We start from the raw sequence: 14,806 nt of genomic DNA, 5'->3' as shown, positions 1-14,806 counted from the left end.
CGGAAGTAGGGAAGATATCTACTTCCGCTCTTTTCATATACACAATTTCGACATAAAAAAGTCAGTATATTTTGATAATTAAAGAGGTTATATTATTCTTTTGTCGAATAAATAAGTTAGAGAAAATTACGGATAAAGTGAAACTTTAATCAGTGGGGGGTTTTGTACATCCCCACTGATTATCAGCCCGCAAATAGCGGGATAAAAATAGCCCGAACCATGCAGGGCATGATTCGGGCTTATATTCAGATTAGTATGCTAAGCTGAATAGACCTTTAATGTGTGATAAGTAACGAACGTTACTTGCTTCTTTCATTAATGATGCTGGTAAACCTTTAAGCGGAGTATTGCTTGCTCCGATTGTAGCAACAGCATCTTTACGTCCTAGACTAGCAAGTGTTCCAGAGTTGATAGGTGCGAACTCTTCGAATGCTTTGCCTTCTAGTGCTGCGTATAAGTTGTATCCAATTAACTCACCCATTTGCCAAGCGATTTGTGCAGTTGGTGGGTATGGACGACCGTCTGGAGAGAAGACAACAGCGCTGTCTCCAGCAACGAATACGTCTTTGTGAGAAGTAGATTGTAGATGTGCATCAACAGTTGCACGACCGCGGTTTACTTCAAGACCTGATTCACCAATTAATGGATTACCTTGTACGCCGCCTGTCCAAACGAATGTGTTAGCAACGATTTTTTGACCGTCTTTTAAGTCGATTTCATTACCAGCAACGTTTGTTACAGGAAGACCTGTTAAGAATGTAACACCGCGTGCTTCTAAGCTAGCAGTTGCACGTTCGATTAAGTGGTCTGGTAATACTGGAAGGATTTTTGGACCTGCTTCAACAAGAAGAAGTTTAACTTCTTTTGGATTTACGCCGTGGCTTTTTGCAAGTTTAGGCATAATGTCAGCAAGCTCACCAACTAGCTCAACGCCAGTTAATCCGCCACCACCGATTACGATTGTAGCATCAGCTTCGTTTTTCGTTTTAGCGTATTCACGAATACGGTTTTCAACGTGTTTGTAGATTTTGTTTGCATCAGCAGCAGATTTTAATACCATGCTGTTTTCTTCTAGTCCTGGAATACCGAAGTAAGCAGTTTTACTTCCTAAAGCAACTACAAGTGCATCGTAAGATAGCGTAGTGCCACCAGCTAGTTTGATTTCTTTGCTATCAACTGAGAATGACTCAACTGTTGCAATTTTAAGATCGATGTCTTTACCTTTGAAAAGCTTTGTAAGTGGCATTGCAATTGCTTGCTCAGCAACGTTACCAGCTGCAAGGCGGTGTAGTTCAGTGATGATTTGGTGCGTTGGGTATTGGTTAATCACTGTAACTTGTGCTTCTGATTTGCTGTAATATTTACGTACGTTTAAAGCGGCAAGAAGACCGCCATAACCAGCGCCTAAGATGACAATTTGTTTTGACATAGTATGATATCCCCCGTCTTTACTAATTGTTGTTATAAGTTAAATTATTTATTGTTACGTTCTGCACTAATTTGAAGGTATGCGTTCACAAAGCGGAACATTTTTTGTGCTTGTGGGTCTTTTAGTAATTTTAATAGACCGAACAGGCCGATAACTTCGTTGCTTTCATCAGCACGATCTTTCGCTTCGATAGCAGTTGCAGCCATGCTTTTCACTGTATCCTTTACAGGTTCTACAAGCTCTGTGATTGCACTAACAGTGTCGCTTTTTAATACTTCATCAGTAGCAACAGTTTGAGCGAAGTCATAAGACTTAGTTAAAATGTTAACAAGCTCAGTTAATTTTGGAAGCTGTTCTACTAGTGTTGTTAATGATTCTTGTACCTCAGGTTTTAACAACTGATCAAGTACATCAAGTTGTCCTTGGCTAGCAGAAATTTGTACAGTTTCTTGTTCTGGCTTTGTTTGAGTCATAGTTTCTGGCATCTCCAATTCTCCTTTACGATAGCAATACTCTTATTTTTGATAGATAAGATAGTAAACACTTGCGAAACTTTATACAAAGTTTCACAAAGCACAATAAAATGCCTTTAAATTTATGACAGCAAGTAAGCTGAAATCATAAATCCAAAACCATAATGTCCTACCTATTATTTATGAACTGTCCGATACATGGCTTGTCCGCATAATGGAAAGTTCCCTTATCGGAAAGTGTATATAATATATATCCTATATTATATACTATATACACGTATGTTAACATAAAAATGATTCCTAATTATTTGATATTGATTCTGTAACCTAGTACTGACAAGGCATGAAAGCGCATAAATTATTTTATCTATCTTAAAAATGTACATATATATAAAGAAAAAAAGGAGGAAATGGACAAATTTATGTTCATTTTTTCCTTTTTTTATTGTTCACCTTCTGTAATTAGCATTGATGTGTTACCGCTTTTTTCAAGGTGGCATTCGCCCCAAGTACAAAGAGAATCAAGAATGGATTCTAAAGACCAACCGTAGTCTGTAAGAGAATATTCTACTTTCGGTGGTACTTGATTGTATACCTTTCTTTGAATAACTCCGTCTTCTTCTAATTCGCGTAATTGCTGTGTTAACATCTTTTGTGTAATACCAGGCATGAGACGTTTTAATTCACTCGTTCTCTTTGTACCTTTCGTTAAGTGGCAAAGAATAACGACTTTCCATTTTCCGCCGATAACCTCTAAAGTCGCTTCAACGGGAATATTATATTTCTTCATATAAAAATCTCCTTTGATGAATGTAGATTTCAGTTCTCCAACAAAAGAAGCCAAATAATTTAAATGTTACTAAAAAGTACCTATAGCACTTTAAAGTACGTACTTTTTATTATGTTGAATATGTTCCATAATAGCATACGTAAGAGGGAAATGAGTAGTACGGTACTAAAAAGTGCCTATGTTACTTTTTGGTACCTATCGTACTTTAAAGTGCGTTCTTCAAAAAAAGAGTGAAGCCATTCATAATAGCATATATCAGCAGTAACATTATTTTTGTAGAAGATAAAAAGGCCTTTTTATCACACTATTATGATTGGATTTCTCGCATTAAGGAGGAGTTCAATTGAATTCATATACAGTATCTTCTTCAGCGGTACAGACGAATCGAAGAAGTATGTTTGCTTTATTAGCGCTAGCAATTAGTGCATTTGGAATTGGTACAACCGAATTTATTAGTGTCGGTTTATTACCATCTATTTCAGAGGATTTACATGTTTCTGTTACAACAGCGGGTTTAACCGTTTCTTTATATGCATTAGGGGTAGCGTTTGGTGCCCCAGTATTAACGTCATTAACAGCTAGTATGTCGCGAAAGACATTATTAATGTGGATTATGATTATTTTCATTATTGGTAATGGAATTGCGGCAGTGGCAACAAGTTTTACTGTGTTGCTTATGGCGAGGGTTGTATCTGCGTTTGCACACGGCGTTTTTATGTCGATAGGATCCACAATTGCGGCTGCGCTTGTACCAGAGAATAAACGTGCAAGTGCAATTGCATTTATGTTTACTGGTTTAACTGTTGCGACGATTACAGGTGTACCAATTGGAACGTTTATTGGTCAACAATTTGGCTGGAGAGCATCTTTTATGGTGATTGTGGTCATTGGAATTGTTGCCTTAGTCGCAAACAGCATGTTAATTCCGTCTAACTTAAAAAAGGGTACACGAGTATCATTTCGTGATCAATTCAAACTTATCACGAACGGAAGACTCTTACTTGTTTTCGTCATTACTGCATTAGGATATGGAGGAACATTCGTAACATTTACGTATTTATCTCCGCTATTACAAGAAGTAACAGGATTTAAATCGAGTACCGTTACAATCATTTTGTTAGTGTACGGGATTGCAATTGCGATTGGGAATATGGTCGGCGGAAAATTATCGAATCATAATCCAATTCGTGCACTATTTTACATGTTCTTTATTCAAGCAATTGTATTATTCGTACTAACATTTACAGCGCCGTTTCAAGTGGCGGGGCTTATCACAATTATTTTTATGGGGCTATTCGCGTTTATGAATGTTCCAGGACTACAAGTGTATGTCGTTATATTGGCTGAGCGTTTCGTGCCGAGTGCCGTTGATATCGCATCAGCAATGAATATTGCAGCATTTAACGCAGGAATTGCTCTTGGGGCTTATTTGGGCGGTATTGTAACGAACTCGTTAGGATTAATTCATACAGCTTGGGTAGGCGGCATTATGGTAGTAGGCGCTGTTATTTTAACAGCTTGGAGTATGAACTTAGAAAAAAGAGATCAAGCAAAATAAAGGAGAGAAAAATATAATGAAAAATTTACAAAGTGAAACAACATTGCATAACGGTGTGGAAATGCCTTGGTTCGGTTTAGGTGTATTTAAAGTAGAAGATGGACCGGAACTTGTAGAGGCTGTGAAAGTAGCCATTAAAGAAGGATACCGTAGCATTGATACAGCTGCGATTTATGGAAATGAAAAAGCAGTTGGAGAAGGCATTCGCGCTGGTATAAAAGAAGCAGGAATTTCTCGAGAAGATTTATTCATTACTTCAAAAGTGTGGAACGCAGATCAAGGATATGAAACGACACTTGCTGCATACGAAGAGAGCTTAAAAAAATTAGAACTAGATTATTTAGATTTATATCTTGTCCATTGGCCTGTTGAAGGGGAATATAAAGATTCGTGGAGAGCGTTAGAAACACTTTATAAAGAAGAACGCGTGCGTGCAATTGGCGTAAGTAACTTCCAAATCCATCATCTGAAAGACGTACTGGAAGGTGCGGAAATTAAGCCGATGATTAACCAAGTAGAGTATCACCCGCGTTTAACGCAGAAAGAACTACAAGCTTTCTGTAAAGAACAAGGAATCCAAATGGAAGCATGGTCACCACTTATGCAAGGGCAATTATTAGATAATGAAACTTTACAAGAAGTTGCTGATAAGTACGGTAAAACAACAGCGCAAATCATTTTACGTTGGGATCTTCAAAATGAAGTTGTAACGATTCCGAAATCAACGAAAGAACAGCGTATTATTGCGAATGCTAATATATTCGACTTCGAATTAACAAAAGAAGATATGGAAAAGATTGATGCTTTAAATCAGAACCACCGCGTTGGTCCAGATCCTGATAACTTTGATTTCTAATAGAGGTAAGTTCAAAGGGTGCAAAAAAGTTTGCACTCTTTTTTGTTTTGTCTATGCATAAAAAACTTTTCTAACTAAATAATACATAGTAGTAAATTTGTTATTTTATAAGGGGTTGTAGACATGAATATAAAACGATCGTTCAAGCTAATGGCCGCTTTTTTGAGTGTTTTATTTGTATTTGCGAACTTATTATTCCCACTTCAAAAGGCATCCGCAGAGGTTATGGATCACACGAAGTATCAAATGGATTGGAGTTATAGTAAGTCAAAGAAAAAACCAATTCGAACAGAGCTTATTAAAACAGCAGATGGCAAAATTGCTTTTTGCTTAAATGTGGATTTGAAATCTCCGAGCGGCCAAGATTTACCTGAAATGGGTAAAGTAGATATTAACGTATACCGTGTACTATTAAACGGGTATCCGCAGAAGAGCCCACAAGAATTAGGTGTTTCCGATTGGAGAGAGGCACATTACGCAACGCAGCTTGCGGTGTGGAATGCGTTAAAACAAATTGATATTAACGATTTAGATTTCCGTAATAAAAATGTAGAAAAAGTAACGAAAGATATAGTTGCAAAAGCAAGCGCTAGTGAGGAACTACAAGAAATTACGATGAGTGTAGTACCATCAGAAGAACAAGAGGCAGTATTAAAAAATGAGTTTTTTGAAACAGGTTTATACACAGTGCAAACAAATGCAAAAAGTGGAACGTATAAAGTGCAAGCAACAGGTGCACCAGAAGGCGCGAAGTTCGTAAATGAAAAAGGCGAGGGAAAAACAGAATTTAATGTAGGAGAAAAGTTCCGCATTTTAATTCCGAAACAAACACCATCGGGTGGATTTAGCTTTAAAGTATCAGGGAATTTAACGAAACTACAAGGAATTGCACATAAAGGAACACCGACAATTCAAAATGCAGTTGTATTATTAGAGCGTAGTGAAGAGAAAACAAGTCCAGAGTTGGCGGTAAGTTGGAAAAAAGCAAATGGTCATGATAATAAACCAAATAAACCCTATACACCAAATGAACCACATAAACCGAATCAATATAACAGATGATGAAAAAAAGCTCGTAAACATTATGTTTACGAGCTTTTTCTATTACTCAGCTTCAGAAACAACTGTGAAGCGTTCGTTTACATGTTTTGGATTTTCGATTTCATCAAGTGCTGCTACCGCAAAGTCTTCGTAACTTACGTAGCTATCACCTTTCGCATTAACAAGAAGGTTGTCTTTGCCAGCTGTATAAGAGCCAGTGCGTTTTCCTAATGCGAATAGTGCAGAAGGGCTAATGAATGTCCAAGTAATATCATTTGTTTGATTTAGGATTTCTAAGTTTTTACCTTGGTTTTGAGCTGTTGCAAGATATTCATTTGGGAATCCTGGTGTATCAAATACACGTGTTGTTTTCTCTTCGTCTACAAATAAGCTACCAGCGCCGCCAACAACAAGTAATTTTGTATTAGGTGCACCTTTCATAGCTTCGATAAGTACGTTTCCTGCATCTACGTGAAGGTGTTCTTGTCCGGCTGGAGCACCGAATGCATTTACAACTACATCGAATGCTTGTAGGTCGTTAGATGTAAGAGTGAATACATCTTTCTCTAAAATCTTTACATTTTCTTCTGTAATTTTTGCAGCGCTTCTTACGATTGCAGTTACTTCATGTCCGCGATCTAATGCTTCTTTTAAAATACGACTTCCTGCTTTACCAGTTGCTCCGATGATTCCGATTTTCATAATAAATCCCTCCAAAGTGTTTTGTTAAAGTGTATATCTGAAAGTAAATGAATTTGTTGTAATAAGGTTTGTTACAACTTGATGTAATCATTATAGTTACAGGTTGGTGTTTTTGTCAATGGGGTAGTTTGTAGATTTACTTTTTGTTTTAGTATGCACAGTTAGAGGGAGGAGAGTCATAAAGATATTGTTACTTCGTGTCTGGCTAATATTTGGAAAATGCAAATTGTCGAAAAATGTTGATTTTTAAATGTTTTTTAAATATAATTCGTTTTATGGAGAAAAGGAGGGGTTAATTGTATGGATATTTTAGAGCAATTTGTTTCATCAACGAATACAATTCTTTGGTCATATATTCTTATTGCAATGTTAATTGGTTTAGGTCTTTATTTTTCTATTAAATTGAAATTCGTACAAATTACTCATTTAGGGGAAATGGTTCGATTAATGAGTGATGGATTAACTGGAAAGACACGTAAAAAGGGAAGTGTATCGTCATTCCAAGCATTTTGTATGAGTTCAGCAGCTCGTATTGGTATCGGGAACTTAGCTGGTGTAGCGCTAGCTATTTCTATGGGAGGACCTGGAGCTGTATTTTGGATGTGGGTTATTGCGATTATTGGGGCGTCTTCAAGTTTCGTAGAAAGTACGCTTGCGCAAATTTATAAAATAAAAGATGGCAGTGGCTTCCGTGGTGGTCCTGCTTATTATATGGAAAAAGGTTTAAATAAACGTTGGATGGGAATTTGGTTCTCTATCCTTATTACAATTAGTTACGGTTTAATTTTCAACTCAGTACAAGCAAATACAGTGACATTAGCATTTAAAAATGCATTTGGTATTGAGCGTTATGTTGTAGGGATTGTGCTTGCGGTATTGGTTGCGGTTATTATTTTTGGTGGTGTGAAAAGTATTGCGCGTATGTCAGAAATGATTGTTCCGCCGATGGCGATTATTTATATTGCAGTAGCTGTGTTCGTTGTTATTAAAAATTATTATTTAATACCGGATATGTTTACAGAAATCTTTAAAGGTGCATTCGGTTTAGATTCAGCTGTAGGTGGCGGTATTGGTGCTGCAATGAAGTTTGGTATTCAGCGCGGATTATTTGCGAATGAAGCAGGTATGGGTAGTGCGCCAAACGCGGCTGCAACAGCTGATGTAACGCATCCAGCTAAACAAGGATTTATTCAAACAATTGGAGTATTAGTGGATACATTCTTAGTATGTACATCAACAGCGTTTATCGTACTATGTTCTGGTGCGTATAAGGCAACAAATTTAGAAGGTATTGAATTAACGCAAGTCGCGCTAAGTTCACAAATCGGTTCGTGGGCAAGTAGCTTCTTAGCGATTATCATTTTCTTATTTGCTTTCAGCTCATTACTAGGAAACTATTATTATGGTGAAACGAATATTGAATTTATTAAACGAAGTAAAACTTGGTTAACGATTTATCGTATTGCGGTTGTAGGAATGGTACTATTCGGCTCTGTTGCGACGCTTCAAGTTGTATGGAATATGGCAGACTTATTTATGGGTCTAATGGTAATCACAAACTTAATTGCGATTACACTTCTTGGCCGATTTGCGTATGCTGCGTTGGCGGACTATGTGAAACAAAAGAAACAAGGAAAAGATCCGGTATTCAGTGCAGATTCTATTCCTGGTTTAACGAACACAGAGTGTTGGGATAAGCCGGCGGTAACAGATAAAGAAAAAGCGGTATAATAAAAAGGCGAGCATCGAGATAAATTCGATGCTCGCCTTTTTTGTTGTAGTAAATGATAAAAAGGGTGAGAGGTAATTATTAATATAATTTTTGTTTGTTCATTCCTCTCGTTATTTGGAGGGAACGTACTGTCTTAAAAGTATGACTGGTCGAATAGGATGAGTGATTGAGTATTGGATAAATGCACGTACTAGTTATATTTTCACGTAAAAAAACATGTATGTTAGGAATCTTCACGTATCCATGTAATGAAACCTAACATAAATTTCTTGATTACTAAAAGTTTTTAGAATATAATTTTCTTATTGTTAGGAAGAGGGGGCAATGCAATTATGGATTTTTTAACTAATGTAATTGGGGATATAAATAATGTCCTTTGGTCATATATCATTATTGCGATGTTAATTGGATTAGGACTTTACTTTTCGTTTCGTGTGAAATTTGTCCAAATTCGTTACTTCGGTGAAATGATTCGCTTACTTGGGGATGGAGCGAGTTCAAAAACAAGAAAAGCGCAAAAAGAAAAAAGTGGTGTATCGTCATTCCAAGCATTTTGTATGAGTACAGCATCTCGTGTAGGAACTGGTAACTTAGCTGGTGTGGCAATTGCGATTTCAGCAGGAGGACCAGGAGCTGTATTTTGGATGTGGTTAATCGCGGTAATTGGAGGAGCTTCTGCATTTGTAGAGAGCACATTAGCGCAAATTTATAAAGTGAAAGATGGGAACGCATTCCGCGGTGGTCCAGCGTATTATATGGAAAAGGGTTTAAAGAAACGCTGGCTAGGAGTTGTCTTCTCTGTTCTAATAACAGTTAGTTTCGGATTAATTTTCAACGCCGTGCAGTCAAACACAGTAGCCGCGGCTTTTGATGGAGCATTTAACACAGATGGTAAGTTTGTAGGTCTGTTTATGGCTGGTTTACTTGCAATCATTATCTTCGGCGGAGTAAAACGTATTGCACGTGCGGTTGAAATGATTGTTCCAGTAATGGCAATTATATATGTAGCAGTGGCATTATTCGTTGTTGTAACAAACATTACGGCAATTCCATATGTATTTAAAGAAATTTTCTTACATGCTTTCGGAATTAAAGAAGTAGTGGGCGGGGGATTAGGAGCTGCGATTTTACTAGGGGTAAAACGTGGATTATTCTCAAATGAAGCAGGTATGGGTAGTGCGCCAAACGCAGCTGCGACTGCAAACGTAACGCACCCAGTTAAACAAGGTTTCATTCAAACTTTAGGGGTATTTACAGATACATTATTAATTTGTAGTTGTACAGCATTTATCATTTTATTATCAGATGTGCCTGGAGCGGCTGATTTAAACGGAATTCAATTAACGCAACAAGCATTAAGTCAACATATCGGACCGTGGGCTTCTATATTTGTAGCAGTTGCAATCTTCTTGTTTGCATTTAGTTCATTAGTAGGTAACTACTACTATGGTGAAACAAATATTGAGTTTTTAAATGGAAGTAAAGTTTTACTAAATGTTTATCGAATCGCGGTACTTGGTATGGTTATGTTAGGTTCTGTAGCAACAATTCAAATTGTTTGGGACTTAGCAGATTTATTCATGGGTATCATGGCTATTATTAACTTAGTGGCGATTGTATTCCTTTCTAAGTATGCTTTCGCGGCATTATCAGATTACGTAAAACAAAAGAAACAAGGAAAAGATCCAGTCTTTTATGCGGAGTCTATTCCAGGTTTAAACAATACAGAGTGCTGGGATAAGCCAGCAGTAGCAGATAAAGAAAAAGCTGTATAATAAAAAGGAACGAGCATCAGAGAAATTTGATGCTCGTTTTTTTTATGGTGATAAACTAAAGGAAGAGGGAAAATACGAACATTAATGAGTGTTTTATAATAAAATGTATTTTTTTAAGAAAAGTGCGGATGTGAGTTATAATTTGTGTTAGAATGGAAAATGGCTTTGAGACAAGAGATTTTATGGTTTTTCATATCCGATTGAAGATTTTGGAGGAGAAATGGAAAGTTCGGATTATTCCTTGTTTTGAGTAGTCAGACGTTCAACGTTAATGAAGAGTTAAATGGAGGATTTTATTAATGAAGTTTGTTATGTTTCTTGTAGGACTACTAGTTGTATTCGTACTCGGCTTTCTTATAAGTTCTGATCGTAAGAAAATCAAGTATAAACCAATCGCAATTATGCTTGTTATTCAGCTAGCGTTAACGTATTTCTTATTAAATACGCCAATTGGTTATATTTTAGTAAAAGGAATTTCAGATGGATTTGGAGCACTTCTTGGATATGCGGAATCTGGAATCGTTTTCGTGTTTGGTGGTCTTGTTAATAAAGGAGAGGTTTCATTCTTCTTAACAGCTTTATTACCAATCGTATTCTTTGCAGTGTTAATCGGAATTCTGCAACACTTTAAAATTTTACCGATATTTATTCGTGCTATTGGTACTCTGCTAAGTAAAGTAAATGGTTTAGGAAAATTAGAATCATATAATGCAGTAGCGGCCGCAATTGTTGGGCAGGCAGAAGTATTTATTACAGTAAAAGATCAATTAAGTAAAATCCCAAAACATCGTTTATATACATTATGTGCATCTTCCATGTCGACAGTATCGATGTCAATCGTTGGTTCTTATATGAAAATGATTGAGCCAAAATATGTAGTAACAGCACTTGTATTAAATTTATTTAGTGGTTTCATTATTATTCATCTTATTAACCCGTATGATATTACGGAAGAAGAAGATACATTGCAGTTAGAAAATAAGAAAAAGCAGTCATTCTTTGAAATGTTAAGCGAATATATTATGCTCGGTTTCACGATTGCGATTACAGTAGCAGCGATGTTACTTGGTTTCGTAGCATTAATTACAGCAATCAATAGCTTGTTTGATTCAGTGTTCGGTATTACATTCCAAGCTATTTTAGGATATATCTTCTCACCATTAGCATTCGTAATGGGTATCCCGCAATCAGAGATGGTAACAGCGGGACAAATTATGGCAACAAAATTAGTATCGAACGAATTTGTTGCGATGCTTGATCTGGGGAAAGTAGCTGGTGAGTTATCAGCTCGTACAGTCGGTATTCTTTCTGTATTCCTTGTATCATTTGCGAACTTCTCATCTATCGGAATTATCGCAGGTGCAACGAAAGGAATCGATGAAAACCAATCAAACGTTGTTTCATCATTCGGATTACGACTTGTATACGGTGCGACATTAGTAAGTCTTTTATCGGCGATTATCGTTGGTGTTATGTTATAAAGTGAAACTTTAATCAGTGGGGGGCTTTATCCCCCGCTGATTATTAGCCTTCACCAATCGGGCTTTTACGGGCAGTTAATCACCCACCTAACTTCTTTGTTTTCGCTGAATTTTGAGGTGGGGGTCTTACTGCCCGTTAAAGCGGGGTAAAAAAGATGGTCCTAGCTCATAGCTAGGGCTATTTTTTTATGGTAAATTTACATGAAAAAACCAATTATTTAGGAATATATTAACATATAAAAATATTTTAAAATTTATATTGCATTTCAATTAGTTAACGCTTACAATTTGATTTGTAGGTGGTATCAATTTCAGACTTTCAAGTATGGTAGGAGAGAAGAGGCTACCTTTTATAAATTGCAATTTATGTAAACGCTTACTGATTTTAGATAACAGTTGAATAATATTTAGGGGTTTTAAATTTTTTTAACATCAATGGTCAGACGTCATTCGTTATACGTTATACGACCAATAACTCGTGGGAGAAGTGGAGGATTCACATATGAAACTAGTAATGTTTCTAGTAGGTTTACTTGTAGTATTTGTACTAGGTTTCCTTATAAGTTCAGATCGTAAGAAAATTAAATATAAGCCAATTGCAGTTATGCTTGTAATTCAATTGGTACTTGCGTATTTCTTACTAAATACAAAGGTCGGATTTGTATTAGTAAAAGGGATTGCAGATGGATTTGGCGCTATTTTAAAATTTGCGGAAGCAGGGGTTAATTTCGTATTTGGTGGTCTAGCAAATGACGGACAAGCACCATTCTTCTTAACAGTATTATTACCAATTATTTTCTTAGCAGTATTAATCGGGATCTTACAACATATTAAAGTTTTACCGATTATCATTCGTGCAGTCGGTTTCGTATTAAGTAAAATTAACGGTTTAGGAAAACTAGAATCATATAATGCGGTAGCAGCTGCAATTGTTGGTCAAGGTGAAGTATTTATTACAGTAAAAGATCAACTAAGCAAATTACCGAAAAATCGTTTATACACACTTTGTGCATCATCAATGTCAACAGTATCAATGTCAATCGTTGGTTCTTATATGAAAATGATTGATCCGAAATATGTAGTAACAGCACTTGTACTAAACTTATTTAGTGGATTCATTATCGTTCATATCATTAATCCATATGACGTAAACGAAGAAGACGATATTTTAGAATTACAAGAAGATAAGAAACAAACATTCTTTGAAATGTTAGGCGAATATATTATGCTAGGTTTCTCTATCGCTGTAACAGTAGCGGCAATGTTAATTGGTTTCGTGGCATTAATTACAGCAATTAACGGTGTGTTCGATTCTATTTTCGGAATCACATTCCAAAGCATTTTAGGATATATCTTCTCACCATTAGCATTTGTAATGGGTATTCCAACATCAGAGATGCTAACAGCAGGACAAATTATGGCAACGAAATTAGTAACGAACGAATTTGTTGCGATGCTTGATCTAGGAAAAGTAGCTGGTGAGTTATCAGCCCGTACAGTAGGTATTTTATCAATCTTCCTTGTATCATTTGCGAACTTCTCATCTATCGGGATTATCGCAGGTGCAACGAAGAGTATCGATGGCAAACAAGCAAATGTTGTATCATCATTCGGACTAAAACTTGTATATGGTGCAACGTTAGTAAGTATATTATCAGCGATTATCGTTGGGGTTATGCTTTAATAAATTAAGAAAAGCAATGAGCGTAGGCTCATTGCTTTTTTGTTTAACTTGCTTTATCCAAGCCTTTTTTAAATCGTGGTCTCTCTAAATAAGTTCCCAGTCTCCACACATATTCTACAGGCCCCATTCGGTATTTCTGTAGCCAATAGGTACTAACGAATAATTGAATCGTATAAATTCCAATGGTTAAAAGAATACCGAAGAAATAGCCGATTTTACCGTATAAGCCAAACCCATATGCGTAAAAAATGGTTGTTGCAATAATAGATTGTGCTAAGTAATTACTAACTGACATTTTTCCCATGTTCGCCATGTATGTTAGTAAGCGCGATGCTTTTTTGTAATGGAACAATAAAATAATTGTACACCCGTAAAGGAAGGTCATGGTTACGGGTGTAAAGCCATCTTGTAACATAATTAAAATCGGATGCTTTACGAACATGGTTAAAATTTTGATTGTAAAAGAAAAAATACCAGTAATAAGCCAGATTTTTTTGACAGCAGGTATATGTTTATCAATCTCAAATAGCCATCCCTTTTTTCCTACGTACATGCCGAGTAAGAAGAGTGGAGACATAAAAATTAATGCGAAAATTGACAGGATAACTAATCCGAAGATACCGTTAATTCCCATGTAATCAAAAGGATTTTCAGTTAATCTAAAGTTGATATGATCCATATAGCTTCCAGTTTCATGAACTTTATGCTCTTTTTCAATATAAGGTGCGACATCATTGAATGTGTTTGATGTTGGTTCAGATTGATAAGATGCGAACATAATGAGTGCTAATAAAATGGATGCCCAAATGAGTAACGTTTTTGGTTTTCGATTGATGAACATCATTAAGAAAATCCCGACAATCCCGTAGGCAAATAAAATATCTCCCTCCCAAACAAAAGTGCCGTGAATGTAGCCTAGTAGTAAAAGAATGCTAATACGCCTTATATATGTAGGGAAAAACTTTTTTCCTTTTGCGATAATACTTTTTTGTAACAAAATAATGCTAAGCCCAAATAAAAAAGAGAATAGGGAAATAAAATTCTGTGTGCCGAAAAATTGAATAAACCAATTAGCACTTTCATCGAGTTTTCCGAAAATATAAGTGGGTTTTTCATTAGTGAATAACCCGAATTGAATTAATGTTATATTAACAAGTAAAATGCCAAATAAAGCGAAACCACGAATGGCGTCAACAAATTCTACACGTTGGTTCATTTTTTCTCTCCTCGTATATTGTTTTATATTGAAAATAATACCATTTATTTACTGTTGTTATGTCAAATA

Annotated in this window: 12 protein-coding genes; 7 read left to right on the top strand and 5 right to left on the bottom strand. The window is 36.1% G+C overall.

Annotated elements, in window-relative coordinates; genetic code table 11:
* Positions 1-250: 250 nt before the first annotated feature.
* The 3 genes from MHH59_RS25390 to MHH59_RS25380 form a co-directional block, all read right to left on the bottom strand.
* The gene (locus tag MHH59_RS25390) at positions 251-1,429 is read right to left on the bottom strand and encodes an NAD(P)/FAD-dependent oxidoreductase (protein ID WP_088044960.1); all 1,179 of its coding nucleotides are present in this window, start codon (positions 1,427-1,429) and stop codon (positions 251-253) included.
* Positions 1,430-1,473: 44 nt separating this feature from the next.
* A complete protein-coding gene (locus MHH59_RS25385) occupies positions 1,474-1,914 on the bottom strand; it encodes a DUF1641 domain-containing protein (RefSeq protein ID WP_002016003.1) in 441 nt (146 codons plus the stop codon).
* A 430-nt stretch (positions 1,915-2,344) separates the two neighbouring features.
* Positions 2,345-2,692, bottom strand: coding sequence for a winged helix-turn-helix transcriptional regulator (locus MHH59_RS25380; RefSeq protein ID WP_000760478.1), 348 nt, complete (start codon positions 2,690-2,692; stop codon positions 2,345-2,347).
* 394 nt (positions 2,693-3,086) lie between these two features.
* Between MHH59_RS25380 and MHH59_RS25375 the strand changes: the two genes are divergently transcribed.
* The 3 genes from MHH59_RS25375 (at position 3,087) to MHH59_RS25365 (ending at position 6,168) form a co-directional block, all read left to right on the top strand.
* Positions 3,087-4,250: an MFS transporter gene (locus MHH59_RS25375; protein WP_161939635.1), complete on the top strand. Its 1,164-nt coding sequence runs from the start codon at positions 3,087-3,089 to the stop codon at positions 4,248-4,250.
* Between the two features lie 16 nt (positions 4,251-4,266).
* Positions 4,267-5,106, top strand: coding sequence for an aldo/keto reductase (locus tag MHH59_RS25370; protein ID WP_445290621.1), 840 nt, complete (start codon positions 4,267-4,269; stop codon positions 5,104-5,106).
* A gap of 123 nt (positions 5,107-5,229) precedes the next feature.
* Positions 5,230-6,168, top strand: a complete 939-nt coding sequence (locus tag MHH59_RS25365) for a thioester domain-containing protein (protein WP_002184692.1) — start codon at positions 5,230-5,232, stop codon at positions 6,166-6,168.
* A 42-nt stretch (positions 6,169-6,210) separates the two neighbouring features.
* On the opposite strand, the gene MHH59_RS25360 is transcribed toward MHH59_RS25365, so the two are convergent.
* Entirely contained in the window at positions 6,211-6,849 is a 639-nt protein-coding gene (locus MHH59_RS25360) for an NAD(P)-dependent oxidoreductase (RefSeq protein WP_002129841.1), read from the bottom strand.
* Between the two features lie 300 nt (positions 6,850-7,149).
* On the opposite strand from MHH59_RS25360, the gene MHH59_RS25355 reads away from it, so the two are divergent.
* The 4 genes from MHH59_RS25355 (at position 7,150) to MHH59_RS25340 (ending at position 13,521) form a co-directional block, all read left to right on the top strand.
* Positions 7,150-8,580, top strand: a complete 1,431-nt coding sequence (locus MHH59_RS25355) for an alanine/glycine:cation symporter family protein (protein ID WP_002167417.1) — start codon at positions 7,150-7,152, stop codon at positions 8,578-8,580.
* A gap of 333 nt (positions 8,581-8,913) precedes the next feature.
* On the top strand, positions 8,914-10,356 hold the full coding sequence (locus MHH59_RS25350; RefSeq protein ID WP_016093527.1) for an alanine/glycine:cation symporter family protein: 1,443 nt from the start codon (positions 8,914-8,916) through the stop codon (positions 10,354-10,356).
* 299 nt (positions 10,357-10,655) lie between these two features.
* On the top strand, positions 10,656-11,837 hold the full coding sequence (locus MHH59_RS25345) for a NupC/NupG family nucleoside CNT transporter (protein ID WP_002184694.1): 1,182 nt from the start codon (positions 10,656-10,658) through the stop codon (positions 11,835-11,837).
* A 502-nt stretch (positions 11,838-12,339) separates the two neighbouring features.
* Positions 12,340-13,521 (top strand): NupC/NupG family nucleoside CNT transporter, encoded by a 1,182-nt coding sequence (locus MHH59_RS25340; RefSeq protein WP_016121019.1) that lies wholly within the window; start codon positions 12,340-12,342, stop codon positions 13,519-13,521.
* A gap of 43 nt (positions 13,522-13,564) precedes the next feature.
* Here MHH59_RS25340 and MHH59_RS25335 read toward each other — a convergent pair whose 3' ends face one another.
* Positions 13,565-14,737, bottom strand: coding sequence for a DUF418 domain-containing protein (locus MHH59_RS25335; RefSeq protein WP_147739977.1), 1,173 nt, complete (start codon positions 14,735-14,737; stop codon positions 13,565-13,567).
* Between the last annotated feature and the right edge of the window lie 69 nt (positions 14,738-14,806).

Origin of the sequence: Bacillus sp. FSL E2-0195 (genome assembly GCF_038003645.1) — a bacterium.
In the GTDB taxonomy this organism is placed as follows: Bacteria; Bacillota; Bacilli; order Bacillales; family Bacillaceae_G; genus Bacillus_A; species Bacillus_A mycoides.
Note: the sequence above shows the minus strand (reverse complement) of the source record. Positions and strands in the feature narration are given on the sequence as shown.